General features: G+C 67.6%; 25 protein-coding genes. 19 read left to right on the top strand and 6 right to left on the bottom strand.

From position 1 onward, the window contains the following. The first annotated feature begins 1 nt into the window (after window position 1). From IPJ61_RS04230 to IPJ61_RS04200, 7 genes are all read left to right on the top strand, one after another. On the top strand, window positions 2–334 hold the full coding sequence (locus IPJ61_RS04230) for a small basic family protein (protein ID WP_297103457.1): 333 nt from the start codon (window positions 2–4) through the stop codon (window positions 332–334). Then, window positions 327–1,082, top strand: a complete 756-nt coding sequence (locus IPJ61_RS04225) for a DUF881 domain-containing protein (RefSeq protein ID WP_297103454.1) — start codon at window positions 327–329, stop codon at window positions 1,080–1,082. The genes IPJ61_RS04230 and IPJ61_RS04225 overlap by 8 nt, the downstream gene beginning before the upstream one ends. 57 nt (window positions 1,083–1,139) lie before the next feature. Next, entirely contained in the window at window positions 1,140–1,625 is a 486-nt protein-coding gene (locus IPJ61_RS22160; RefSeq protein WP_366505210.1) for an FHA domain-containing protein, read from the top strand. Then, the gene (gene ftsR, locus IPJ61_RS04215; RefSeq protein WP_297103452.1) at window positions 1,625–2,302 is read left to right on the top strand and encodes a transcriptional regulator FtsR; all 678 of its coding nucleotides are present in this window, start codon (window positions 1,625–1,627) and stop codon (window positions 2,300–2,302) included. Before IPJ61_RS22160 ends, ftsR begins: the two co-directional genes overlap by 1 nt. A 14-nt stretch (window positions 2,303–2,316) precedes the next feature. After that, window positions 2,317–2,787 carry a bifunctional nuclease family protein gene (locus IPJ61_RS04210; protein ID WP_297103450.1) on the top strand — a complete coding sequence of 157 codons (471 nt, stop codon included), beginning with the start codon at window positions 2,317–2,319 and terminating at the stop codon, window positions 2,785–2,787. Window positions 2,788–2,926: 139 nt separating this feature from the next. After that, window positions 2,927–3,502 carry a MerR family transcriptional regulator gene (locus IPJ61_RS04205; protein WP_297103447.1) on the top strand — a complete coding sequence of 192 codons (576 nt, stop codon included), beginning with the start codon at window positions 2,927–2,929 and terminating at the stop codon, window positions 3,500–3,502. 239 nt (window positions 3,503–3,741) lie between these two features. Then, window positions 3,742–4,914, top strand: coding sequence for a YihY/virulence factor BrkB family protein (locus IPJ61_RS04200; protein WP_297103444.1), 1,173 nt, complete (start codon window positions 3,742–3,744; stop codon window positions 4,912–4,914). A gap of 86 nt (window positions 4,915–5,000) precedes the next feature. Here IPJ61_RS04200 and IPJ61_RS04195 read toward each other — a convergent pair whose 3' ends face one another. Beyond that, a complete protein-coding gene (locus IPJ61_RS04195; RefSeq protein WP_297103441.1) occupies window positions 5,001–6,221 on the bottom strand; it encodes a pyrophosphate--fructose-6-phosphate 1-phosphotransferase in 1,221 nt (406 codons plus the stop codon). Window positions 6,222–6,317: 96 nt separating this feature from the next. Between IPJ61_RS04195 and IPJ61_RS04190 the strand changes: the two genes are divergently transcribed. From IPJ61_RS04190 to IPJ61_RS04155, 8 genes are all read left to right on the top strand, one after another. Further along, window positions 6,318–6,746 (top strand): TadE/TadG family type IV pilus assembly protein, encoded by a 429-nt coding sequence (locus tag IPJ61_RS04190; RefSeq protein WP_297103438.1) that lies wholly within the window; start codon window positions 6,318–6,320, stop codon window positions 6,744–6,746. Then, window positions 6,743–7,162: a TadE/TadG family type IV pilus assembly protein gene (locus tag IPJ61_RS04185; RefSeq protein WP_297103435.1), complete on the top strand. Its 420-nt coding sequence runs from the start codon at window positions 6,743–6,745 to the stop codon at window positions 7,160–7,162. Before IPJ61_RS04190 ends, IPJ61_RS04185 begins: the two co-directional genes overlap by 4 nt. Before the next feature lie 41 nt (window positions 7,163–7,203). Next, a complete protein-coding gene (locus IPJ61_RS04180; protein WP_297103433.1) occupies window positions 7,204–7,827 on the top strand; it encodes an L-threonylcarbamoyladenylate synthase in 624 nt (207 codons plus the stop codon). 77 nt (window positions 7,828–7,904) lie between these two features. Next, window positions 7,905–9,188 (top strand): O-acetylhomoserine aminocarboxypropyltransferase/cysteine synthase family protein, encoded by a 1,284-nt coding sequence (locus IPJ61_RS04175; RefSeq protein ID WP_297103429.1) that lies wholly within the window; start codon window positions 7,905–7,907, stop codon window positions 9,186–9,188. A gap of 96 nt (window positions 9,189–9,284) precedes the next feature. Continuing rightward, window positions 9,285–9,860, top strand: a complete 576-nt coding sequence (locus tag IPJ61_RS04170; protein ID WP_297103426.1) for a VIT1/CCC1 transporter family protein — start codon at window positions 9,285–9,287, stop codon at window positions 9,858–9,860. 34 nt (window positions 9,861–9,894) lie between these two features. Then, window positions 9,895–11,043: a homoserine O-acetyltransferase MetX gene (metX, locus tag IPJ61_RS04165; protein WP_297103425.1), complete on the top strand. Its 1,149-nt coding sequence runs from the start codon at window positions 9,895–9,897 to the stop codon at window positions 11,041–11,043. Window positions 11,044–11,110: 67 nt separating this feature from the next. Further along, complete coding sequence (gene metW, locus IPJ61_RS04160; protein WP_297103422.1) at window positions 11,111–11,704, top strand: methionine biosynthesis protein MetW; 594 nt, start codon at window positions 11,111–11,113, stop codon at window positions 11,702–11,704. A gap of 442 nt (window positions 11,705–12,146) precedes the next feature. Beyond that, window positions 12,147–14,012: an RCC1 domain-containing protein gene (locus IPJ61_RS04155; protein ID WP_297103421.1), complete on the top strand. Its 1,866-nt coding sequence runs from the start codon at window positions 12,147–12,149 to the stop codon at window positions 14,010–14,012. A 168-nt stretch (window positions 14,013–14,180) separates the two neighbouring features. On the opposite strand, the gene IPJ61_RS04150 is transcribed toward IPJ61_RS04155, so the two are convergent. Together IPJ61_RS04150 and IPJ61_RS04145 are read right to left on the bottom strand one after the other, a co-directional pair. Further along, entirely contained in the window at window positions 14,181–14,969 is a 789-nt protein-coding gene (locus tag IPJ61_RS04150) for a phosphotransferase family protein (RefSeq protein WP_297103418.1), read from the bottom strand. A 67-nt stretch (window positions 14,970–15,036) separates the two neighbouring features. Then, entirely contained in the window at window positions 15,037–15,927 is an 891-nt protein-coding gene (locus tag IPJ61_RS04145) for a 5'-3' exonuclease (RefSeq protein WP_297103416.1), read from the bottom strand. A gap of 222 nt (window positions 15,928–16,149) precedes the next feature. Between IPJ61_RS04145 and lnt the strand changes: the two genes are divergently transcribed. The 3 genes from lnt to IPJ61_RS04130 are packed head-to-tail and all read left to right on the top strand — an operon-like array spanning window position 16,150 to window position 19,017. Continuing rightward, window positions 16,150–17,664: an apolipoprotein N-acyltransferase gene (gene lnt, locus IPJ61_RS04140; RefSeq protein ID WP_297103413.1), complete on the top strand. Its 1,515-nt coding sequence runs from the start codon at window positions 16,150–16,152 to the stop codon at window positions 17,662–17,664. Window positions 17,665–17,697: 33 nt separating this feature from the next. After that, complete coding sequence (locus tag IPJ61_RS04135; RefSeq protein WP_297103410.1) at window positions 17,698–18,483, top strand: polyprenol monophosphomannose synthase; 786 nt, start codon at window positions 17,698–17,700, stop codon at window positions 18,481–18,483. A gap of 3 nt (window positions 18,484–18,486) precedes the next feature. Continuing rightward, complete coding sequence (locus IPJ61_RS04130) at window positions 18,487–19,017, top strand: FxsA family protein (protein ID WP_297103407.1); 531 nt, start codon at window positions 18,487–18,489, stop codon at window positions 19,015–19,017. A gap of 58 nt (window positions 19,018–19,075) precedes the next feature. On the opposite strand, the gene IPJ61_RS04125 is transcribed toward IPJ61_RS04130, so the two are convergent. The 3 genes from IPJ61_RS04125 to IPJ61_RS04115 all read right to left on the bottom strand — a co-directional run bounded on the left by IPJ61_RS04125 (window position 19,076) and on the right by IPJ61_RS04115 (window position 21,888). After that, window positions 19,076–19,417, bottom strand: coding sequence for an RNA polymerase-binding protein RbpA (locus IPJ61_RS04125; protein WP_297103403.1), 342 nt, complete (start codon window positions 19,415–19,417; stop codon window positions 19,076–19,078). Window positions 19,418–19,477: 60 nt separating this feature from the next. Next, window positions 19,478–20,248, bottom strand: coding sequence for a glycerophosphodiester phosphodiesterase (locus tag IPJ61_RS04120; RefSeq protein ID WP_297103401.1), 771 nt, complete (start codon window positions 20,246–20,248; stop codon window positions 19,478–19,480). 101 nt (window positions 20,249–20,349) lie between these two features. Then, complete coding sequence (locus IPJ61_RS04115) at window positions 20,350–21,888, bottom strand: helix-turn-helix domain-containing protein (protein WP_297103399.1); 1,539 nt, start codon at window positions 21,886–21,888, stop codon at window positions 20,350–20,352. 104 nt (window positions 21,889–21,992) lie between these two features. On the opposite strand from IPJ61_RS04115, the gene lpdA reads away from it, so the two are divergent. Further along, window positions 21,993–23,393: a dihydrolipoyl dehydrogenase gene (lpdA, locus tag IPJ61_RS04110; protein WP_297103397.1), complete on the top strand. Its 1,401-nt coding sequence runs from the start codon at window positions 21,993–21,995 to the stop codon at window positions 23,391–23,393. Window positions 23,394–23,453: the final 60 nt, after the last annotated feature.

Genomic DNA, 23,453 nt, shown 5'->3' with positions numbered 1-23,453 from the left:
CATGTTCGCGTTGTTAGGGCTCATCGCAGGCATCGTCGTCGGCGTCGTTCTGCAACCCGCTCTGCCGCCCGTGCTCGCCCCCTATCTGCCCATCGCCATCGTCGCGGCGTTCGACGCCATCCTCGGCGCCACGCGCGCGTACCTGGAGGGGATCTTCTCCGACCGGGTCTTCCTCGTCTCCTTCCTTTCCAACGTGGTGATCGCCGGGCTGATCGTGTTCGTGGGTGACCAGATCGGGGTCGGTTCGCAGCTGTCCACCGGTGTGGTCGTCGTCCTCGGCATCCGCATCTTCACCAACGCCGCCGCCATCCGAAGGGCTGTGCTCCATGCCTGAGCAGGAGCCGCCCGCCCGTCGCTCGGTGCCCGACGCGCGCAGGAACCTGCTGCGCGACTTCTTCCGTCCCAGCAGGGGACAGCTGACGGTGGGGTTGGCGCTGTTCGTGACATCGCTCATCGTCGTGATCACGCTGGGCTCCCAGGCGAACCAGCCGGACTTCAGCAACGTCCGCCAGGCCGAACTGATCCAGCTGCTCGACAACATCACCGCCGAGACGCGGCGCCTTGAGGATGAGTCGCGCGAGCTCGAGGCGGCACGCACCGAGCTGATCAGCGGCGCCAACCGCGAGGAGGCGGCGCGGCTGGAGGCGGAGCGACGCATCCAGCAGGCGGAGATCCTGGCCGGCGTCGTCCCCGCGACCGGTCCGGGTGTGCGGATCGCCATCACCGCCGCCGAGGACAAGTTCACGGCGGAGCTCCTGCTCGACGCCGTCGAGGAACTGCGCGACGCCGGCGCCGAGGTGATCGAGCTCAACGACTCCGTGCGCCTCGTCATGCGATCGTCGTTCACCACCGACGGAGACGGGGCCGTCATGGCCGACGGCGTCGTCCTTCACCCGCCCTACATCATCGACGCCATCGGGGACCCGGCCACCCTCGAGGCAGGGGCCCGGTTCCGCGGCGGACTCGTCAGCGAGGTCGAGGGCGAGCGGGTCGGCGGATCCGTGCTCATCACCCAGTCAGAGCAGATCGACGTGTCCACAACAGTGGAACTGCAACCGAATCAGTTCGCCCGCCCACGGTAACGTTAGTGTCAGTAAGCTGTGTTCGGAGCCCCCGCCGAACGACGAGGATGTGTGGATATGAAGTGCGCCAAGTGTGGATCTGACCGACCTGCAGAGGCCAGGTTCTGCAGTGTGTGTGGCGCGTCACTTGCCGACCCGACGGGCGACACCACCACCATGTTTCCCGTGGTGGAGACCCCCGAGCACGTCGAGCTGACCGAAAAGGAACGCGAGGCGGCGAAGGCCCTCTCGCCCGGCAACGCGCTTCTCATCGTCAACCGCGGCTCCGGGGACTCGAACCGCTTCCTGATCGACGCCGACGTCACGACCGTCGGCCGCCACCCGGAGTCGGACATCTTCCTCGACGACATCACCGTCTCCCGCCACCACGCCAAGTTCGTGCGCAGCGCCGGCCACCTGTACCTCGAAGACCTCGGCAGCCTCAACGGCACCTACGTGAACCGGACACTGCTCGACGGCCGCACGGCCCTCCGCGGCGGCGACGAGATCCAGATCGGCAAGTACCGGGCCACGATCTCGCTGGGCGAACCCGGAACGCTCTGATGGCCAGCCCAGCGCGCACCATCGGCCGCGTGCTGGAGATGATCCGTCCCGAGTTCCCCGACATCTCGGTCTCGAAGCTGAGGTACCTGGAGGCGGAGGGGCTGATCGCTCCGGACCGGCAGCAGCCGTCGGGATATCGGCGCTTCGCCCAGGAGGACGTCGACCGGCTGCTGTACGTGCTGCGCGCGCAGCGGGACCGTTATCTGCCACTCAAGGTGATCCGTGAGGAGCTTGAGGCGATCGACCGCGGCGAGGAGCCCCCCACACACGACCCGAAGGCCGAGGGCGAGCCCGTCCAGGAGCCCCGCAAGACGAGCCGCGGCGGCGGCAAGCACCTGATGAGTCGTCGGCAGGTGCTCACCGAGTCGGGCATCGGCGAGGCGACCATGATCCAGCTGGAGCGGCAGCGCATCATCCAGCCCCGACGCGGAACGCAGCTATACGGCCCGGAGGCCGTCGCGCTGGCCGTCGCCGCGAAGAAGCTGGGCAGCCACGGCGTCGACCTTCGCCAGCTCCGCGTACTGCAGCAGGCCGCCAGCATGGAGGCCGCCTTCGTCGAGCAGTTGCTTGAGCCGCACCGTCGCCGCTCCGGCGGCCCGCCGCAGGAACTGGTCCACGAGATGTACCGCCTCGTCATGCAGGCCCACGCCGCCCTGCTCCACGGCCAGATCCTCTGAAGGAGAGTGAAGCCATGATCGCGCTCGAAGTGGTCGGCATCCGGTTGCTGAGCCCCGAAGATCCGCCCGTGCTCCTTTTGGGTGAGGAGGGTGGAACCCGCTCGCTGCCCATCTGGATCGGCAGTACGGAGGCCGCCGCCATCGCATCGGCACTTGAGGGGGAGAAGCCGCAGCGCCCCATGACGCACGACCTGCTCGCCACCATCGTCGCGCGGCTGGGCACCGGCGAGTTCGTGATCACGGGGATGAACGAGGGGATCTACGACGCCGTGCTGCGGCTGGGCGCGGACGAGATCCAGATCCGGCCCAGCGACGCGGCGGCCCTCGCGGTGCGGCTCGGCTGGCCGTTGCGCTGCCCCCGGAGCCTCATGGATCAAGTAGGGGTTGAGGTTGAAGGTGGTGGCACTGACGAGGTTGAGGCTTTCCGGGCCTTCCTCGACAGCGTCAGCGCAGAGGACTTCGAGGACGAAGATCCTAGTCAATAACCAATTGAGGGTCGCGGCTTCCAGAAGGGGGCCTCGTCGGTAAGATGGGCACCCTGATGTTTTGCCGGCCCGCTGGGCGTGTCGCCGCGACCGAGTCACCCGACTCCGGTTAGCGTCGGGGCGTCGGTTTCCGCCGACGATGTCCAGCCGAAGTGAGGAACCCGTGGCCGAGAAGCTCGCCCTGCAGGAGGTACTTTTCGACGGCGAGTTCACGCCCGTCCCCAGCGACACCGGCTTCCGCGGCCCCGTCGCCCATCGCGTGGCGGGCATCACCTACCGTCAACTCGACTACTGGGCTCGCACCGGGCTCGTCGTGCCGAGCATCCGCGACGCCGTCGGCTCCGGCACGCAGCGGCTGTACTCCTTCCGCGACATCCTGCTGCTGAGGGTCGTCAAGAGATTCCTCGACATCGGCATCTCGCTGCAGCAGATCCGCGTCGCCATCGAACACCTGCGCGCCCGCGGCGTCGATGATCTCACTGAACTGACCCTGGTCAGCGACGGCTTCAGCGTCTTCGAGGTCACCTCCGCCAACGAACTGTTCGACCTGACCCGCGGCGGCCAGGGCATGTTCATGATCTCGGTCAGCTCCGTGTGGCGGGAGCTGGAGGGGACGCTGTCGACCCTGCCCGGGGAGCGCACCGTCGACGATGCACCCGCCGCCGGCCATCCCGACGACGAGCTCGCCGCGCGCCGCCGCGCCCGCGCCGTTTGAGGAAGCACTGATCGGTGCTTCTCTAACTGGCACGCCACCTACTTCGTTGCACTCGTCGCCGTCAGGCACTGCTAGCACCAACCCCCTACACCCTGTAGCTGCCGCACCAGGACGCCGCTCGCTACGGCCACCACTTGCGTAACAGACCCTCGTGAAGACCCTGTAACAGACCCTCGTGAAGACCCTGAGGATGCTGCTCGTCTGAGTGCCCACGCCCGCAGATGGGTAGGGTCTAGGCCATGAAAGATTGGTTCGAGCGGGTCAAGAGACACCCCATCGTGGCGCACGCGCTGTGCGCCATCGAGCGCTTCAACGAGCGACTGGGCCCGCAGTTCGCCGGATCCATCACCTACTTCTCGGTCCTCTCGCTGGTGCCGATGCTCATGTTCGTGTTCGCCGGCATCGGCATGACGCTGACCATGCTGCGCCCCGAACTGCTCACCGAGCTCACGCGGCTGATCCACGAGACGCTCGGAGACACCACGCTCGGGGAGGCCGAGCCGGGTCAGGACTCCTTCGCGACCCAGCTGGCCGACATCATCACCCGCGCCCTGCTGAACTGGCGCGGACTCGGCGTCATCGCCATCGTCACCGCGGGTTACGCCGGCACCCGCTGGGCTGGCAACCTCAAGCGCGCCGTCCGCGTCATGTGGTCCAGCGAGTTCGAGAACGCGACGCGCAAGGAGAACTTCCTCGTCGAGCTCGGCGTGAACCTGCTGATCTTCCTTGGCCTCGTGACGACGCTCTTCCTCGGGTTGGGCATCGCGTCGATCGGTGGCGCGTTCTCCGAGCAGATCATCCGGTACCTGGCCTGGGACAGCATCCCTGGTATCAGCTTCCTCGTCCAGGTCAGCGCGCTACTCATGACGTTCGTGGCCGGCTGGGTGATGTTCGCCTTCCTCTTCATGGTGCTCCCCAACGAGCCTGCGGCGCCGCGTCCGTGGCTGATCGGGACGCTGGTCGGCGCGCTCGGCGTCACCCTGCTGCAGTCCGTGGCAGGCCGCGTCCTCGGTATGCTTTCCAGCAACGTGTCGGCCGCCGCCTTCGGCAGCACGATCGTCGTGATGCTGCTGTTCAACATGCTGGCGATGTTCATCCTGTTCACCGCCGCCTGGGTCGGCACCGAGCAGTACTGGCGCAGCTCGGCGACGGAGCCGGTGCCGGTCGAGGCACCTGTCGTGGACACGGAGCCGGCGGTGGTGGAGCTCCTGACGCAGGACGATCCCTACCCTTGGGGCGAGCTCCCTGAGCCGAGCAAGGACGAGACTGTCCGGCAGGATGTCGCCGCGCGGGGCATGAAGGTCAACCTGGGGATCGGGTACGGCCTCGGCACCGCGACGGGACTCGGCCTGGGCGCCGTCCTCGTCAGCCTCGTCCGCCGCCTCAGCGCCTGGAGAAAAACGGCCGGCTGAAGCCGTTGCGTGTACATAGATCTGCGTGGGTTGCACGAGCTGTGCATAGTGCACAGCTGAGCAAGCCCACGCAGATGTATGTACGCCTAGTGAGCGACCGCGGCGGCGGGGAACTCCTGGCCGATCTCGGCGAGCATCGCGCGGTACCAGTCCTGATCGATCTCGAACGGCTTGCCGCCCTTGATGCGGTCGAACGCGATGGCGGTCAGCACGTCGCCGTTCTCCTCGTCGTGACCGATGACGCCGGGCTCGCCGCGCAGCGCGGAGTCGACAGCGAGGTCGGTGCACTGCTTGATGAGCGCCAGGTCGGCGTCGTTCGCGGCGGCGGCGCGCGAGTAGTAGCCGGACTTCTGGATCATGACCTTCTCGGCGTTCAGCTTCTCGGCGAACTTCGACGCGAACCAGGCGCCGGGGTTGACCTTGTCGAGCTTCACGTGGCCGAAGGGATCGCGGGGGACCTCCTCGCCCGCAGCCTCCATCTCGGCGACGATCGAGTCGAGACCCGCGCCCTCCGAGAGGAAGATCGTGACGTTGCCGACCTCGTCCATGACCGTGTTCAGGCGCTCGGCCTCCTTGGCGATGTCGATCTCGCCCTCAGGCACGTAGACGCCGTGGATGTCCCAGGCCTCCTTCGACAGGCCGATCTCGGGCAGCCACTCCTGCGCGTCCAGCCACTCGCGGTACTTCTGCGCGGTGGCGGCGGTCAGCCAGCCGCAGTGGCGGCCCATGACCTCGTGCACGATCAGCATGCGCGAGCCGGAGTTGTGCTCGGCGACGATGTTCTTGGCGAAGATCGCGCCCTGCTCGGCGGCGGTCCAGGCGCCGAGCGACTGCCGGATCGGGATGACGTCATTGTCGATGGTCTTCGGGAGGCCGACGACAGTCAGGCCGTAGTCGTGTTCGGCGAGGTAGGCCGCGAGGTCCGCCGCGGTGGTGTTGGTGTCGTCGCCGCCGATGGTGTGCAGCACGTCGACGCCGTCGGCGACGAGGCGGTCGGCCGCGACCTGCAACGGGTTGTCGCCCTCGGCCACGAGGCCGCGCTTGACGAGGTCCGCCGCGTTGGTCAGCTTCACGCGCGAGTTGCCGACGGGGGAGCCGCCGAACTTGTGCAGCAGCGCGGCGTTGGCGCGGACGGTGCCGTCGACGACGAGGAAGTCGCCCTTCAGCAGGCCCTGGTACCCGTGGCGGTAGGCGATGATCTCCACCTCAGGGGCGACCTCGGTGTAGCGCTCGATGAGACCGCCGATAGCCGAGGAAAGGCAGGGGGCGAAGCCACCAGCCGTGAGGATGGCTACCTTCTTGACCATGAGTGTCCTTTCGTTGACGTCTGCGACGCTGATCGCGTCAGGGGCCAGCCTATTGCACGCGGGACCGCACCGACGGGGAGGGCGCAGGCTGGGAAGTTGTCCACAGGCCGCGTGCCGCCGCTGGCCAAGGCCCGGCCGATGCGCGAAGATGCCGGGATGGGGAGGCGATTAGCGGAGCGTGGCCTGAGCGGCTCGGTGCAGCTCGCGCTCCTGCTGCCCTTCGCCCTCGGCATCTTTCTTCTCCTGCTGCAATGGTCGCTGGTGACCTGGGCGGAGGCGACGGCCCTCGCGGCGGCCCAGGAGACGGCCCGCGCCGCGGCGGTGATCGACGGCAGCGAGCAGGAGGGGCGTAGCGCGGGCAGCAAGGCGGCCGGCAACGGATCGCTCACGGGCGTGACTGTCGCCGTCGACCGCGGGCCTGAGCGGACGACGGCGACCGTTACGGGCAATGCTGTGGTCGTGCTGTGGCCCCGCGAGGTCTCGCGCACCGCCGTCGCGGCCACCGAGCGGGTGACGACGCCGTGAGCCGGGAGCGGGGAGCGGCCGCCTCCGTCGAGGCAGTGATCATTCTGCCGGCGCTCGTTCTCTTCATCGGACTGCTGCTCAGCCTCGCCCGGCTCACGCTCGCCGACCAGCACGTCAACGCGGCCGCGGCGACAGCTGCCCGCGCCGCGGCCCTCGAACGGACGGTGCCCGCCGCGGAACGCGCGGCGGACGAGGCGCTGTCCGTAGCGCTGGCTGAGCACGGCCTCTCCTGTCGGACCGTCAGCACCGCCGTCGACGCGGGAGGCGTCGCGCGGGCGCTGGGGCGGTCGGCCATGGTATCGGTGCGGGTGACGTGCGCCGTCGAACTGGCAGACATCACTCTTCCCGGTATTCCTGGGACGGTGTCGGTGACGGCAACGAAGGACGCTCCCGTCGATCCGCTGCGGGGGAGATAGTGGCCCAGGCCTGAGGAGCGACAGACGACTACGCTGGGCCCATGGCTCAGTATTTCGACGTTCACCCGGACAACCCCCAGCCGCGCTCACTCGCGCAGGTCACGCGGATCCTGCAGGACGGCGGCCTGATCGCGTACCCCACCGACTCCTGCTTCGCGCTGGGTTGCGCGATCGGCAACGCGGAGGGGATCGAGCGGATCCGGAGGATCCGCAAGCTCGACGACAAGCACCACTTCACCCTCGTCGTCGACGAGTTCGCGAAGCTCGGCCAGTTCGTCGAGATGGACAACTGGGTGTTCCGGGCCGTGAAGAAGGCGACGCCCGGGCCGTACACCTTCATCTTGAAGGCGTCGCGCGAGGTGCCGAAGATGATGCAGCACCCGAAGAAGCGGACGGTCGGCGTGCGGATCCCGGCCCACCGCACGACTCTCGCGCTGCTGGAGACCCTCGACGCGCCGCTGCTGTCATCCACGCTGTTGCTGCCCGGCGTCGCCGACCCGATGACCGACGGCTGGGCGATCAAGGAGGAGCTCGACCACCTCGTCGATGCCGTCATCGACAGCGGCGACTGCGGCCTTGAGCCGACGACGGTGGTCGACCTGACCGGCGACGAGCCTGTCATCGCGCGCCTGGGCGCGGGAGACCCGGCCCCGTTCGAGGCGTGACGGGAACGGACGTACCCCGCCGAGACGGCCTCGCCCCACTAAGTTGTCGCCAACGACGACTTTAGGAGACCTCTCTCATGACCTACCGCCCTGAGACGCTCGCTGTCCACGCCGGACAGGAGCAGCCAGATCCCGCGACGAACTCGCGAGCGGTGCCGATCTACCAGACCACGAGCTACGTGTTCGACGACACCGAGCACGCCGCGGATCTGTTCGCGCTGCGCAAGATGGGCAACATCTACACACGGATCATGAACCCGACGCAGTCGGTGCTCGAGACCCGCGTCAACGCGCTGGAGGGCGGCGTCGGCGCGCTGGCGCTTGCGTCCGGCGCCTCCGCGGTCACGTACGCGGTGCTGAATCTCGCGACGGCGGGCGACAACTTCGTCGCCCTCTCGACGCTGTACGGCGGCACGTTCGCGCTGTTCGCGCACACGCTGAAGCAGTTCGACGTCGAGGTGCGCTTCGTCGACCCGACCAAGCCGGAGGAACTGGCCCAGCACGTCGACGATCGTACGAAGCTCGTGTTCGGCGAGACCATCGGCAACCCGGCCATCAACGTCATCGACCTCGACGCCTGGTCCGAGGCCGCGCACGCGCTCGGGCTGCCGTTCGTCGTCGACAACACCGTCCCCACCCCCTACCTGACCCGCGTGTTCGACCACGGCGTCGACGTCGCGGTCCATGCCGCGACCAAGTACCTCGGCGGCCACGGCAATTCCCTGGGCGGCGTCATCGTCGACTCCGGCACCTTCGACTGGGCCGCGCATTCCGACCGCTTCGCGTCCCTGACCCAGGGCGACTCCGCCTATCACGGCGTCGTCTGGACCGACGCCGCAGGCCCCGCCGCCTACATCATCCGCGCCCGCACGGTCCTGCTGCGCAACATGGGCGCGGCGATCGCCCCGCTGAACTCGTTCCTGCTCCTGCAGGGCATCGAGACGCTGCACCTGCGGATGGAGCGGCACTGCTCCAACGCGCTGGCGGTCGCGCGCTTCCTCGAGGGCCACGACAAGGTCGAGTGGGTCAACTACCCGGGCCTGGAGTCCAGCCCGTCGCACGAGATCGCCAAGAAGGTGCTGAAGGGCGGCTTCGGCGGCCTGGTCTCGTTCGGTCTCAAGGCCGGGCGCGACGGCGGGCAGCAGTTCGTGGAGTCCCTCGAGCTGTTCAGCCACCTGGCCAACATCGGCGACGCCAAGTCGCTGGTCATCCACAGCGCGTCGACGACGCACTCCCAGCTGTCCGACGAGGAGCTCGCCGAGGCGGGCGTCGCGCCGGAGATGGTGCGCCTCTCGGTGGGCATCGAGAATGTCGACGATCTGATCGAAGACCTGTCGCAGGCGCTCGACAAGCTGCCCTGACAAGCATTAATACACCTCTAGCGGCCGCCCCCGGGGTGCTTTCAGGCTAGCCTTTCCTGCCTGGACGGACCCGGGGGCGAGTGCTGTCATGGGGGTATGACAACGACGGCAGCGCACCTGCACACCGAGTCCCGGGCCGCCACGCCCGTGGATCCGGCGGAGTTCGCCGGGCGGCTGAACTGGCTGCGCGCGGGCATCCTTGGCGCCAACGACGGCATCGTCTCGGTGGCGGCAACGGTCGTCGGCGTCGCCGCGGCGACGAGCGAGACGCTGCCGGTGCTGCTGGCCGGCGTCGCCGCCGTCGTCGCAGGGGCGATCTCGATGGCGCTGGGGGAGTACGTGTCGGTGGCCTCTGCCGCGGACTCGCAACGTTCCCACCAGGTTGCGGAGAACGAGGTCCTGAACCCGTGGCACGCCGCTGTCGCCTCCGGATTCTCGTTCCTGGCGGGCGCGGCGCTGCCGATGCTCACCATCCTGCTGGCGCCGGTGACCCTCCGCATCCCCGTCACCGCGGCGGCCGTCGTCGTCGCGCTGGCCCTCACCGGCGGCGTCGGCGCGAAGCTGGGCGGCGCCCCGGTACGACGCGCGGTGATCCGCGTCGTCGTCGGAGGTCTCCTCGCACTGGCCGCCACCTACGCCGTCGGCGCGTTGCTCGGCGTGGTCATCGGCTGACCTGGGCGAGCGCGCTTGCTCGACGTGCGCAACAATGGGGCGCGTGAGTCCAACAGGTCAAGGCAGCGTGGGCGTCGTCAAGACGCGCTCTGCCGTCGTGTTCGACGGCGACCAGCCGCTCGTCCTGACCAGTGGCGCAACCCTCCCGCACGTCGACGTGGCCTATGAGACCTACGGCCGGCTGAACAGGGACCGCAGCAACGCCATCTACATCTGCCACGCGCTGACCGGCGACGCACACGCGGCCGGCTACCACACGGGCGCGGACCGGCCGGGGTGGTGGGACAACATGATCGGCCCGGGCAAGGCCATCGACACGAACGTGTGGTTCGTCGTCGCCTCCAACATCCTCGGCGGCTGCCAGGGCACGACAGGGCCTTCGTCGATCGACCCGCGCACCGGGAAGCACTACGAGCTCGGCTTTCCGCTCCTCGACATGGCCGACTTCGTCACGGTGCACCGCGGGCTGGCGCGCCACCTCGGCATCGAACGGTTCGCCGCCGTGGTGGGCGGATCGCTCGGCGGCATGCAGGTACTGCAGTGGGCGCTGAGCCACCCGGAGGACATGGGCCGCGCGCTCATCTTCGCTGCCTCCAGCCGCCTGACGGCACAGAACATCGCGTTCTCTGCCGTCGGCAGGCAGGCCATCATGCGCGACTCGGCCTTCAACGACGGCCGTTTCCTCAGCCGCGGCACGTTCCCCCGCAAGGGGCTCTCCGTGGCGCGGATGATGGCGCACATCACGTACCTCTCCGAGGAGGCGTTCCAGGAGAAGTTCGGGCGCTCCCCGCAAGCGGCAGAACTCACTCCGAACTTCGGCATCGACTTCGCCGTCGAAAGCTACCTCGAGTACCAGGGGGAGCGGTTCCTCAGCCGGTTCGACCCGCTGAGCTACCTCTACCTCACCCGCGTCATGGACTACTTCGATCCGTTCGCGGACGAGGGCTGGGCCGACGCCGTGCTCGCGGATCCGGTGCGGTTCCTGATCGTGAGCTTCACCTCGGATTGGCGGTTCTCGACGGAGCACTCCCGCCGCATCGTGCGGCACCTCGAGGGGGTGCGGTTGCCGACGTCGTTCCGCGATGTCGCCTCGACCTGGGGCCATGACTCCTTCCTGCTCGACCTTCCCGATTACCATGCCGCGGTGCGGGCCTACCTCGACAACGCGGCGGAGGAGTTGTGATGACGCAGTCCTTCGCCCTCCTCGCGGCCGCGACGCGGCTCTGCGACGACGTGCGGGAGGTGTTGGCATGACGCGCGCCGATCTCGCGGTGATCGCGGACCTGATCCCGGCGGGCTCCCGGGTCCTCGACCTGGGGTGCGGCAACGGGGACCTGCTGGCGCTGCTCGCCGAGAAGGGCTGCACGGGCACCGGCGTCGACATGGCGGCGGCGAACCTGCTTGCCTGCCTGCGCCGCGGCGTCGACGTGATCGAGCTGGACCTCGACACGCAGTTGAGCGAGTTCAGTGACGATAGCTACGACTTCGTGGTGCTCTCCCGCACGCTGCAGACGGTGCACCGGCCGCGCGGCGTCCTCGCGGAGATGGGCAGGATCGCCGTGCACTCGGTGGTGTCGATGCCGAACTTCGCGTACTGGCGCAACCGCCTCCGCCTGCTCAGCGGCCGGATGCCCATGTCACGGGACCTGCCCTTCAAGTGGTACGACACACCGAACCTGCACCACTCGTCGCTGCCCGACCTGGAGCCGCTGTTCACGAGCCTCGGCATGACCATCGACAAGCGCATCCCGCTGAATGCGGAGGGCCTCCCGCATGCCTGGGGCAACGTCGCCGCGAACCTTGCGGCCAGCTCGTCGCTGTACCTCCTCCACGCGAAGCGCTGACCGTTCCTTGAGCAGGCCCCCGCGCGGGGCCATCGTTCCTTGAACCGGGCCCCCGCGCGGAGCGCGGGGCGGGGCCATCGTTCCTTGAGCCGCGCCCCCGCGCGAAGCGCCGGGCGCGTGTCGAAAGGTCCGAGACCTTTGGGCAGGTACGTGCGGAAGGCGTGGGACCTCTCGACGCGCTGCTCTTGTCGCTGCGCTCCTAGAGCGCGGCTCAAGGAACGGTCGTGGCCAGCCTCGTCAGGGCGCCGCCGAGGGCTGGTTGCCGCTGGTTGAGCCGGGCGGGAAGCGAAGCGCGCGCCCGCGTCGAAACCAATGAGCTGGCATCCGGTTCATGGACTCAGCGAAACCTGGCCCGCCGACTCGGATGAGGTCCATTGCCGGTAGGATTTCGCGCAACTGAAGTCTTGGGTGGGGAAATATGCGCAAAAGTGTTCTGATTCTGTTGTCGACTCTTCTCGCGGTCACGGGGATGCTCGGGCTTCCGCAGAGTTCGGTCTCGGCGCGGGCCGACACCGCTGTGAGCGTGACCGTGTCGCCGTCGAAGCCGGTCCGTGGCGTGACGTTCACCGTCTCGGGGAAGCTGCCAACGAAGGTGACGCGGCCGGTCGAGTTGCAGGCTAAGGTCAGCGGCAAGTGGAAGAAGGTCGCGAGCGGCAAGACCGACACGAAGGGAACCTTCTCGATCAAAGCAACGACGACGAAGTCTTCCCTGAGCGTGCGTGTGGTCGCCGCGAAGACCAAGGTGGGCAAGAAGACCTACGCGAACGTGACGACCAAGACCAAGAAGATCACGACCGTCGCGCCGGCCATGTCCGCAACAAAGGCGACCCCGTCCAAGCCGATTAGGGGCGAGTCCTTCGCCGTGTCCGGATCCGTCAACACGAAGGTCGTGCGCCCTGTCGAGCTGCAGGCCAAGGTCGGCACGTCCTGGAAGAAGGTGGCTTCCGGGAAGACGGACAAGAAGGGAAAGTTCTCACTCAAGAGCTCAACCACGAAGTCCTCCCTGACGCTGCGAGTCGTGGCACCAAAGACAAGGATCGGCAAGGTCACCTACGAGAAGCTAGTCGGAAAGTCAATGACCGTGAAGACTGGCGCAGTCGGTGGCAAGGTCGTTCAAGTGGTTGCCGGAGATAGCCATATGTGTGCGCTGTTGACAAACGGGACGGTGAAGTGCTGGGGCAATAACGAGAACGGGCAGCTCGGTGACGGCACCACCAAGCGTCGGTCGACACCGGTGAAGGTTTCCGGAGTATCCGGCGCCACCGCCCTCACCAGCTATGGCCATACGTGTGCGCTGTTGGCTGGCGGTACGGTCAAATGCTGGGGCCCCAACTGGGCGGGGGAACTCGGTGACGGCAGCACCCAGCACCGGTCGACACCAGTGAAGGTTTCCGGAGTATCCGGCGCCACCGCCCTCACGACCGGTCAGAGCAACACGTGTGCGCTGTTGGCTGGCGGTACGGTCAAATGCTGGGGCGACAACGGGCACGGGCAGCTCGGTGACGGCAGCACCCAGCTCTGGTCGACAACGCCAGTGACCGTCTCCGGAGTATCCGGCGCCACCGCCCTCACCACCAGCTATACCCATTCGTGTGCGCTGTTGGCTGGCGGTACAGCCAAATGCTGGGGTTACAACGAGAGCGGGCAGCTCGGTGACGGCAGCACCCAGCACCGGTCGACACCAGTGAAGGTTTCCGGAGTGTCCGGCGCCACCGCCCTCACCACCAGCACTGATCATACGTGTGCGCTGTTGGCTGGTGGAACGCTCAAATGCTGGGGCAACAACTGGTATGGGCAGCTCGGTGACGGCAGCACCCAGCACCGGTCGACACCAGTGAAGGTTTCCGGAGTGTCCAACGCCACCGCCCTCACCACCAGCCAAAACCATTCGTGTGCGCTGTTGGCTGGCGGAACGGCAAAATGCTGGGGCTACAACGAGTATGGGCAGCTCGGGGACGGTACCAACCAGCACCGGTCGACACCAGTGAAGGTTTCCAGGGTATCCGGCGCCACCGCCCTCACCACCAGCCAAAACCATTCGTGTGCGCTGTTGGCTGGCGGAACGCTCAAATGCTGGGGCAACAACGGGGATGGTCAGCTCGGTGACGGTACCACTGGCGAGCGGTCGACACCAGCGGCGGTTGCCGGAGTGTCCGGCGCCACCGCCGTCACCACCGGCCTGAATCATTCGTGTGCGCTATTGTCAGGTGGTGCGCTCAAATGCTGGGGCTGGAACTATTACGGGCAGCTCGGAGACGGTACCACCCAGGACCGGTCGACGCCGGTGACGGTCGTCGGGCTCGGTTAGCCGTTCCTTGAGCCGGGCCCCCGCGCGGAGCGCCGGGCCCGCGTCGAAAGGTCCAAAACCTTGGGGCAGGTGCCTGCGGAAGGCGCGGGACCTTTCGACGCGCGCTGCGTCGCTGCGCTCCTGGAGCGCGGCTCAAGGAACGATGTTGGCGCGGCTCAAGGACGACGCTCAGCGTGCGGCGGCGACGGCCTGGCGCAGGAGCGCGGGCACGTCGGCGAGGTGGTAGATGTATTCGTCGGGCTCGATGGCATCCACGAAATCCGCGTACTGCATGGCGCCGATCAGCGCCGAGACCGGTTGGAGCAGCTCCGCTGCTCGTGACGGATCGCAGCCGGGCAACAGCGCCTGCCACGCCCGCGCGAAGTAGGCCCCCGCAGCCGCGCGGTCGGATGCGCCCAGCGGTCTGGTGAACGCGAGCTCGTCGGTCAGCGGGTGGCCCACCGCGCTGTCGCCCCAGTCCAGGATCACGAGCGAGCCGGGTCGGCCGCGTACGTTGCCCGTGTGGAAGTCGCCGTGTACCAGGGTGTTCGGGATCCCGCACGCCTCGAGCGCCGTTGTGCGTTCGAGGAGCCGGTCCACGAGCCGACGCAGGTCGTGACACTCGGAGCGCGTGAGGTCGTCGGCGTAGGACTCCGTGACCTCCGCGATGCGCGGGGCGATCGTCGGCAGCCGCCGGTCCGGCAGGCCGAGCGCCAACAGCTCGTCGTCGCGCCCAATCCAGCGCGCCTGTTCGGCGACGAGAAGGTCAATCATCGGAAGCAGAACGTCGCCGGTGACGTCATGGTGGTCTTCACCCGCGATGTCGGCCAGCAGGATGCGTCCGGGCTCAGCTGCCAGGAGGACGGGGGCGAGCGGCGCACCGACGGCGTCAATGATCGCACCCTCGTGGGCGAAGAAATCCGGCGCGCACTTCAGCCACACCGCGCCTGCGCGCGCGCACCGTCCACGGATCGGCACCGGTTCATTGGCTTCGACACGGACCCGGCGCTCCGCGCGGGGGTCCGGCTCAACCAGCGGTACTCGGCTACCCGATGGTCGTGGCCAGCCTCGTCAGGGCGCCGCCGAGGGCGTAGCGCTCTGTCAGCTCGGCGACGCGGTCGTGGTCGACCTGGCGGCGGGCGAGGTCCGGTAGCGCGAGGGTATCGACGGCAGTGACGACCTCGCGGGCGCGGGCCAGGTAGCCCACATCTACCGTGAGCTTCGAGCGCATCGCCGGTGACATGCCTGAGGCCGGGTCGGTTGCGGCCTCGACCATCGCCTCCAGCGTCGGATAGGCGCCGACGAGGCCTGCGGCGCTCTTCTCGCCGATGCCCTTCACCCCCGGGAGGCCGTCGGAGGGGTCGCCGCGGAGGACGGCGAAGTCGACGTAGCGGTTCGCGTCCAGCGCGTACTTAGCCGCCAGCACCTCGGGCGTCACCAGTTCGTGCTTGGCGACGCCGCGGGCGACGTAGACGATGCTCGTGTCGTCATCGACGAGCTGGAACAGGTCACGGTCTCCGGTCACCACCAGCGAGGTGCCGTCGTGCTGGCGCGCGAGCGAGGCGAGCACGTCGTCGGCCTCGTGCTCCGCGACGCCGACGACAGGCAGCCCGACGGCGTCGAGGCACTCCCGAATGATCGGCACCTGCTGGTTCAGGTCGTCATCGACCATCTCCTGCTCCTCGCCCGCGACCTCGACCACGCGATGGGCCTTGTACGAGGGGATCAGGTCGACGCGCCACTGCGGGCGCCAGTCGTCGTCCCACGCGCAGGCAAGGACGTCGGGCGAGTATTGGGCGGCGAGCCGGCTGATGAAGTCCAGCGTGCCGCGCACGGCGTTGACCGGGCGGCCATCCGGCGCCCGGAACGTCGCGGGGACGCCGAAGTACGCCCGGAAGTACAGGTACGAGGTGTCGAATGCCATCAGCGTGCTCACCGGCCCATCGTGACACAACTGTGAGCCGCACAGGGGCCCCTGCCTCCCGCGGTCTGCGCAGATCGAAGGGCAACGTCGCGGCAAACATTCGATCCGCACAGGCATCGACATCAACGTGTACGTGAAAGTCAGATAGTTGACTCTGACGTACACGTTGGCCGGCTCCGCCTGGGGATCGGATCACCGGGCTGCTCCCCAGGGAACGTTGGGTAGGCTCTGCCCGTGCTCACCCGACTCGCGTTGCCCGCCCTCCTGACGCTGCCGCTGGCGATCGTCGTCGGGCTGCTCGTCGGCGCGGGGCAGGCCCCCATGGGGCTGTGGTCGCTGACCATGGTCGGCGTCGCCGGATTCACCTGGCTGATGGCGGGCCGACGACCCGGCAGCGCCTTCGGCCTCGGGTATCTCGCGGGGCTCGCCGCCAACACGCTCACCGTCTCCTGGATCTCCGTGCTCGGCGTCTGGGTGGGAGTCGCCCTGATCGGTTTCCTCTCCCTGTGGTGGGGCCTGCTCGGCCTCGCGCTGTCGCGGATCGCGCGGCTGCGCGCCTGGCCCGTGCTCGCGCCGGCGGCCTGGGTGGCGATGGAGTTCGCCGCGGGCAAGGTGCCGTTCGGCGGCTTCTCCTGGGCCCGCCTCGGCTACACCGCCGTCGACCAGCCGCTGAGCGGATGGTACGCGTGGGTCGGCATCGCCGGGGTGAGCTATCTGGTCGCCCTGCTGGCCCACCTGCTGCTCCTAGCCGCCGTCGACAGTGCCGTGCGACTGCGCGCATTCGGGTTCGCCGCCGCCCCCGTGCTCGTCGGAGGGCTGCTCAACCTCGTGCCCCTCACGACGCCCACGGAGCACGTCACCGTCGCCATGGTGCAGCCGAACGTCAACCGCGCGGAGAAGGGAACCGGCAGTTACGCCCGCTCGGTGACCAACAACGCGCTCAGCGAGACGATCCACGCCGTCGCCGAGGCGCGCGCCGCTGGCACGCAGCTCTCGTTCGTCCTCTGGCCCGAGAACGCCACGGACGTCGACCCCATCCTCGACGCGGAGACCAGGCGCCTCGTCGAGACCGCCGCCGCGGTCGCGGACGTGCCCATCTTCGTCGGTGCCGTCACCGTCGGCCCGGTGCCGGATTCGCGCCAGACGACGAGCCTCTGGTGGGATCCCCAGGATGGCCCGGGGGAGGTGTACCACAAGCGCGACCTCGTTCCCTTCGGCGAGTGGATCCCCTTCCGCGACGTCCTGCTGCCGCGTCTGCCGATCCTCGAACAGATCGGCCGCCAGTCCATCCCCGGCGAGAAGCCCGGCGTCATCACCGGACCCGTCGAGGGCTTCCCGGACCTGCAGGTGGGCACCATCATCTGCTTTGAGCTCGCCTACGACGACACCAGCTACGACGTCGTCCGCCACGGAGCCCAGGTCGTCGTCTCCCAGTCGAACACCAACACCTACGGCGGCACATTCCAGGTGCACCAGCAGCTCACGATCAACCGGGTGCGCGCCATGGAGCTAGGCCGCGAGATCGCCGCGTCCACCCTCAACTCCGTGAGTTCTTTGATCGATGCCAAGGGCCGCGTCGTCGACCCGACGGCGGAGTTCACCGCCGATACCCGCATCTTCGAGCTAGGCCTCCGCGACAACGTGAACCTCTCGGTCCACATCGCCCCTGTGCTCTCCTGGGCGGCCCTGTTGGCCACCGCCGGAGCCGTGGTCGTCGGCGCCCTTCGGAAGCCCGACGACGCCGGGTAGTATTTGCCCGAACCGCCGACCATGAGGAAACACATGACCAGCCAGGACGCTCTCGACCGGGTGCTCGTGATCATCCCCACGTACAACGAGGCACAGAACATCGAGAGCATCGCCAACCGGCTCCGGCGTGCGGTGCCCGACGCGCACATCCTCGTCGCCGACGACAACTCCCCAGACGGCACCGGTGCCATCGCCGACCGGCTCGCGGCGGGCGACGCCCACATCCACGTGATGCACCGCAAGGGCAAGGAGGGCCTCGGCGCCGCCTACCTCGCGGGCTTCCACTGGGGTCTCGACGAGGGCTACGACATCCTCGTCCAGCACGACGCCGACGGCTCGCATCAGCCGGAACAGCTGCCGCTGCTGCTCGACGCCGTGCGCAATGGCGCCGACATGGTCAAGGGTTCGCGCTGGGTCAAGGGCGGCTCGGTCGTCAACTGGCCGAAGTCCCGCGAGTTCATCTCCAAGGGCGGTTCGCTGTGGACGCGTGCATGGCTCGGCCTGCCGGTGAAGGACGCCACCGGTGGCTTCAATGCGTTTCGCGCGTCCACGCTGCGCGGGATCAGCCTGAACGAGGTCGCATCGGCCGGATACTGCTTCCAGATCGACCTCGTCTGGCGCACGCTCCGCAAGGGGTTCCGCGTCGTCGAGGTCCCCATAGAGTTCGTGGAGCGCGAGTTCGGCGACTCGAAGATGAGCCGCAACATCGTCGTCGAGGCGCTCATCCGGACCACGCTGTGGGGAATCGACTACCGGGCCGGGCAGCTGCTCGGGCTGTTCCGCGGCGCCGCCCGGTCCCTCCGGCAGAGGAGCGCCTGAGCCATGCGCGGCAGGTTCGGCTTCGGCCTTCTCGGTCTCGGACTCGCGGTCTTCGCCATCGCGGAGATCGTCATCCTGATGTGGGTGGCGAACGCGATCGGGTGGTGGACGCTCGTCGTCCTCTTCGGGTCAGCCGCGCTCGGGCTCTACCTGATGCGGCGCGAATGGGGCAAGGCGCGGGTCGCCCTGATGGACTCGGCCCGCGTCGGCCAACTCCCGACGGGGCGCCTCGCCGACGCATCTCTCGTCGTCGGTGGCGGGCTCTTTCTCATCGTTCCAGGGCTCCTCACCGACATCATCGGCCTGCTGTGCCTGCTGCCGTTCACACGGCCGTTCGTCCGTGAGGCCATCACGTGGATTGCGTCGCGCTCGCTGGAGCGCCAGGGGATCCGCCCCGTGATCATCGACGGCGAGGTCGTCGTCGACGCACCCGCGCCCGAAGCCGAAATCCTGATCCCCGGGATCACCGCCACCGGAGGCGTGGTCGACGGCGAGGTCGTCGAGGGCACGCTCATCGATCCCGAAGACAAGTAGCAACAACGCCGACGGCGCCCACCCCGCGGGGATGGGCGCCGTCGCTATGTAGATGCTGTCAGTACAGGCGGTCGGACTCGCGCAGCTTGGTCAACTGCTCGGCAAGGATGTCCTCGAGCTCGGGGATGGAGCGGCGCTCCCGCAACATGTCCCAGTGGGTACGGGCCGGCTTGACGACCTTCTCCTCGCCCACGACGCCATCAGAACGAACGGCCATCAGGCCGCACTTCTTGCACTCCCACTCCGTCGGAAGCTCCGCCTCGACGGAGAACGTGACCTCGAAGTGGTGCCCCTTGGGGCAATCGAACGCCAGGTGCTGGCGCTCCGCGAACTCGACGCCCTGCTCGTCCTCGAAGGTCTTCGAGCCGAGGCCGACGCCGCGCAATGCACGATCTGCCATCTGTTCCTCCTCGTGCGTATTGTTCCTAGTAGTCAACGAAGACCGACGCGGAAATGTTCCCTACCGAGTAGACCACATCCCGCGGGCCGACAAAACGTCTTTCAATGAATCGGGGCGGTCCGTGATGATGCCGTCGACGCCCCAGTCGATCAGCTGGTGCATGGCCGTCTGGTCATCGACGGTCCAGACGTGGACCTTGCGGCCGGTGGCGTGGATGCGTTCGATGGTCCGGGGCGTGACCAGGTCGACACTGACCGGCCCCACCGGGTACGACATCGGCATCTGGAAGACCTGCCCGTTGGGCGGCATCTGCCCGAAGGCGAGGGCGGCGACGCCGACGGTGGACACCGATGTCGGCACCTCCGGCATCCGGGCGCGGAACCGGCGGAGGCACTGCCGCGAGAACGACCCCACGCACACCCGCCGCTCCGCGCCATGGCGGCGGATCGCCTCGGCAAGGGGTTCCATGGCAGGGGCATGCTTGATGTCGATGTTGAAGTTGGCGTGCGGGAACGTCTCGAACAACTCGTCGAGCGTCGGGATCGGCTCCCTGTCTCCCACGAGCAGTTCCTCGACCTCCGACAGCGTCAGGTCGTGAAGGTTGCTGTCATATCCCGTCACCCGCTCGAGGTTGGGGTCGTGGAAGGCCACGAGCTGACCGTCGGAGGTGGCGTGCACGTCCGTCTCAAGGTATGTGTACCCCAGATCGACGGCGTTCTCGAAGGCGCGCACGGTGTTCTCGATACCGAGGTTGGCGGTGAGCAGGGACCCCCCGCGATGTGCCATCGCGATGAACGCGGGGGAGAGGTAGTCCCCGTAAACCACTGACATGGTGGCGGAGTCTATTGAAACGTGCCACCGTCCGCCAGGGGATTTCGCCCCGTAGCCAAAATCGTTATCGAGGCGTTAAGCCGCAGCGAACCGAGGAAGGCTCAGTCGTCCTCAACCGCGCCCCAGAACACGCTGATCTGTGCGCCGAGCTTGTTGAGCCGCTGAGGGAGATCCTCGTAGCCACGGTTGATGACGTAGACGTCCATCAGGTTCGTCGTCCCCCGCGCGGCGAGAGCGCCGAGCAGCACACAGACCGCGGGCCGCAGCGCCGGGGGAGTGTCGATGTTGCGGCCGCGCCAGTTGGTCGGCCCGTTGATGAGCAGGCTGTGGGCGTCCATCAGGCGGAGGTTCGCGCCCAGCTCCGACAGCTTCGCGAGATGAATGGCGCGGTTGTCGTAGACCCAGTCGTAGATCACGCTCTGACCGGCCGCCGTCGCGCAGATCACCGCAAAGAACGGGAGGTTGTCGATGTTCAGGCCGGGGAACGGCATGGGATGGATCTTGTCCTGCGGCGCGACGAGGTCCGACGGCTTGACCGTGACGTCGACGAGCCTCGTCTTGCCGTTGCGGCTGGCGTACTCAGGCGAGGCGTCGAACTTCAGGCCCATCTCATCGAGGACGGCGAACTCCACCTCGAGGAACTCGATGGGGCAGCGGCGCACCGTGATCTCCGACTTGGTGACGATGCCGGCCGTCAAGAGACTCATCGCCTCAATCGGATCCTCGGAGACGAAGTACTCGACGTCGCGGTTGATGTGTTCGACGCCGCGGATGGTGAGCGTGGTTGTGCCGACACCGTCGATCTCGACGCCGAGGAGCTGCAGGTAGAAGCAGAGGTCTTGGACCATGTAGTTGCCGGACGCGTTGCGCAGCACGGTCACGCCCGGCGTGCGCGCGGCGGCCATGATCGCGTTCTCGGTGACGGTGTCGCCACGCTCGATGAGCGTGATGCGGCGCAGGTCGTCGGCGACGTCGACGACGCTGGCATGGTAGTTGCCGTCGGTCGCGGTGACGGTGAGGCCCATGCGCTGGAGCGCCGAGAGGTGCGGATGAACGGTGCGGGCACCGAGGTCGCAGCCGCCGGCGTACGGGAGCCGGAACTGGTCGAACTCATGCAGCAGCGGGCCGAGGAACATGAGGATCGAGCGCGTGCGGCGCGCGGCACGCTCGTCGATCGTCTCCGGGGTGAGCGTCTCGGGTCGCCGGATCTCGAGGTCGTGTCCTTCGCCAATCCAGGTCAGCTGCACGCCGATCGAGCTCAGCACCTCGCAGATGCGGTCGACCTCCTCAATGTGGGCGATCCCGCGCAGCACGGTCCGGCCATGGTTGAGGAGACTCGCGCACAGCAGCGCCATGGCGGCGTTCTTGGACGTACGCACGTCGATCTCGCCGGAGAGCGTCGTCGGGCCTTGGATCTCGAAGTTCACGCTGCCCTGTGTATGGGTTTGAATCAGCGGCATCTCGAGGGCGTCAGCCAGGCGGTCGATCATGCTGAGGGAGAGGTTCTGCTGTCCGGTCTCAATCCTGTGGACCGCGCTTTGAACCGACCCGAGTTCCTCTGCGAGCCGCTGCTGCGACCAGCCCCGCGCGGTGCGGGCGTCGCGGATCATGCGGCCGATGGACTCACTCGTAGCACTCATGGCGCCAGGGTATCTCATGGATGAGATAATTCGGCGGTTCACTGCGACGAGCCGACCCGCAAACAGACGCCCCCGAGACGGGGGAGAGGGCTATGGTTTCCTTCATGAGCTTTGAATTCGACGTCGTTGTCCTCGGTGCCGGCCCCGGCGGCTATGTCGCCGCCATCCGAGCAGCCCAGCTGGGCAAGAAGGTGGCCATCATCGAGAAGCGCTACTGGGGTGGCGTGTGCTTGAACGTGGGCTGCATCCCGACGAAGTCCCTGCTGCGGAACGCCGAGCTGGCGCACATCGTCCTCAAGGAGGCCGACGTCTACGGCATTGAGGGCCAGGTGACCTTCAACTACGGCAAGGCGTTCGCGCGCAGCCGGCAGGTCTCGGAGCGGATGACCAAGGGCATCCATTTCCTGATGAAGAAGAACAAGATCACCGAGGTCGACGGCTGGGGCACCTTCGTCGACGCGCACAGCATCTCCGTCGCGGGCGAGGACGGCAGCAGCCGGACCATCACGTTCGAGAACGCTATCGTCGCCGCCGGCGCCACCACGCGCATGCTGCCCGGCACAAGCCGCTCCGCCAACGTCGTGACCTACGAGGAGCAGATCCTCTCGGATCAGGTACCCGGTTCCATCATCATCGGCGGCTCGGGGGCCATCGGCACCGAGTTCGCCTACGTCCTGAGCCAGTTCGGCGCCGACGTCACGATCGTCGAGTTCCTCGACCGCATGGTCCCCACCGAGGACGCCGAGGTGTCCGCTGAGCTGGCCAAGGCGTACAAGAAGCTGGGGGTCAAGGTCCTGACCTCCACCAAGGTCGAGTCGATCGAGGACACCGGTTCCGGCGTGCGGGTCACCGTCAGCCCGGCGAAGGGCGGTGCCCAGCAGGTGCTGGAGGCTGACCGCTTCCTATCGGCGATCGGCTTCGCGCCCCGCACCGAGGGCTACGGCCTGGAGAACACCGGCGTGGCGCTCACCGAGCGCGGCGCCATCGCCATCGACGACCAGATGCGCACCAACGTCCCCAACATCTACGCCATCGGCGACTGCACCGGCAAGATGATGCTGGCGCATACCGCAGAGGCGCAGGGCATCGTCGCTTCCGAGGCGATCGCGGGGGAGCACACCCATCCCATCAACTATGACATGATTCCGCGCGCCACCTACTCGCAGCCGCAGATCGCGTCCTTCGGCTACTCCGAGCAGCAGGCGAAGGACAAGGGCTACGACGTCAAGGTCGCCAAGTTCCCGTTCGCCGCCAACGGCAAGGCTTGGGGCCTCGGCGAGGGCGTCGGCTTCGTAAAGATCGTCGCCGACGCGCGCTACAACGAGATCCTTGGCGCCCACATGATCGGCCCCGACGTCACCGAGCTGCTGCCCGAACTGACGCTGGCCCAGGCCTACGACCTGACGGCGGACGAGATCGCGCACAACATCCACGCGCACCCGACGCTGTCCGAGGCCATCAAGGAGGCCGCGCACGGCATCGCGGGCCAGATGATCAACTTCTGATCCACACGATGCTGCCTATGTCGCGAGCACTGCGCAATACACACAGTGCTCGCCGCATAG

Origin of the sequence: Tessaracoccus sp. (assembly GCF_016714275.1) — a bacterium.
Lineage (GTDB): Bacteria > Actinomycetota > Actinomycetes > Propionibacteriales > Propionibacteriaceae > Arachnia.
The sequence above is the reverse complement of the archived record's forward strand: the minus strand, read 5'-3'. Positions and strand labels throughout refer to the sequence as shown.

Coding starts and splice junctions, on each gene's coding strand:
- IPJ61_RS04115 (WP_297103399.1), bottom strand. CDS start 21,888: ATGAGTGCTACGAGTGAGTCCATCGGCCGCATGATCCGCGACGCCCGC.
- IPJ61_RS04120 (WP_297103401.1), bottom strand. CDS start 20,248: ATGTCAGTGGTTTACGGGGACTACCTCTCCCCCGCGTTCATCGCGATG.
- lpdA (WP_297103397.1), top strand. CDS start 21,993: ATGAGCTTTGAATTCGACGTCGTTGTCCTCGGTGCCGGCCCCGGCGGC.
- IPJ61_RS04200 (WP_297103444.1), top strand. CDS start 3,742: ATGAAAGATTGGTTCGAGCGGGTCAAGAGACACCCCATCGTGGCGCAC.
- IPJ61_RS04210 (WP_297103450.1), top strand. CDS start 2,317: ATGATCGCGCTCGAAGTGGTCGGCATCCGGTTGCTGAGCCCCGAAGAT.
- IPJ61_RS04225 (WP_297103454.1), top strand. CDS start 327: ATGCCTGAGCAGGAGCCGCCCGCCCGTCGCTCGGTGCCCGACGCGCGC.
- IPJ61_RS04135 (WP_297103410.1), top strand. CDS start 17,698: ATGACCAGCCAGGACGCTCTCGACCGGGTGCTCGTGATCATCCCCACG.
- IPJ61_RS04230 (WP_297103457.1), top strand. CDS start 2: ATGTTCGCGTTGTTAGGGCTCATCGCAGGCATCGTCGTCGGCGTCGTT.
- IPJ61_RS04170 (WP_297103426.1), top strand. CDS start 9,285: ATGACAACGACGGCAGCGCACCTGCACACCGAGTCCCGGGCCGCCACG.
- IPJ61_RS22160 (WP_366505210.1), top strand. CDS start 1,140: ATGAAGTGCGCCAAGTGTGGATCTGACCGACCTGCAGAGGCCAGGTTC.
- IPJ61_RS04130 (WP_297103407.1), top strand. CDS start 18,487: ATGCGCGGCAGGTTCGGCTTCGGCCTTCTCGGTCTCGGACTCGCGGTC.
- metX (WP_297103425.1), top strand. CDS start 9,895: ATGGGGCGCGTGAGTCCAACAGGTCAAGGCAGCGTGGGCGTCGTCAAG.
- IPJ61_RS04205 (WP_297103447.1), top strand. CDS start 2,927: ATGTCCAGCCGAAGTGAGGAACCCGTGGCCGAGAAGCTCGCCCTGCAG.
- IPJ61_RS04180 (WP_297103433.1), top strand. CDS start 7,204: ATGGCTCAGTATTTCGACGTTCACCCGGACAACCCCCAGCCGCGCTCA.
- IPJ61_RS04195 (WP_297103441.1), bottom strand. CDS start 6,221: ATGGTCAAGAAGGTAGCCATCCTCACGGCTGGTGGCTTCGCCCCCTGC.
- IPJ61_RS04125 (WP_297103403.1), bottom strand. CDS start 19,417: ATGGCAGATCGTGCATTGCGCGGCGTCGGCCTCGGCTCGAAGACCTTC.
- IPJ61_RS04175 (WP_297103429.1), top strand. CDS start 7,905: ATGACCTACCGCCCTGAGACGCTCGCTGTCCACGCCGGACAGGAGCAG.
- ftsR (WP_297103452.1), top strand. CDS start 1,625: ATGGCCAGCCCAGCGCGCACCATCGGCCGCGTGCTGGAGATGATCCGT.
- metW (WP_297103422.1), top strand. CDS start 11,111: ATGACGCGCGCCGATCTCGCGGTGATCGCGGACCTGATCCCGGCGGGC.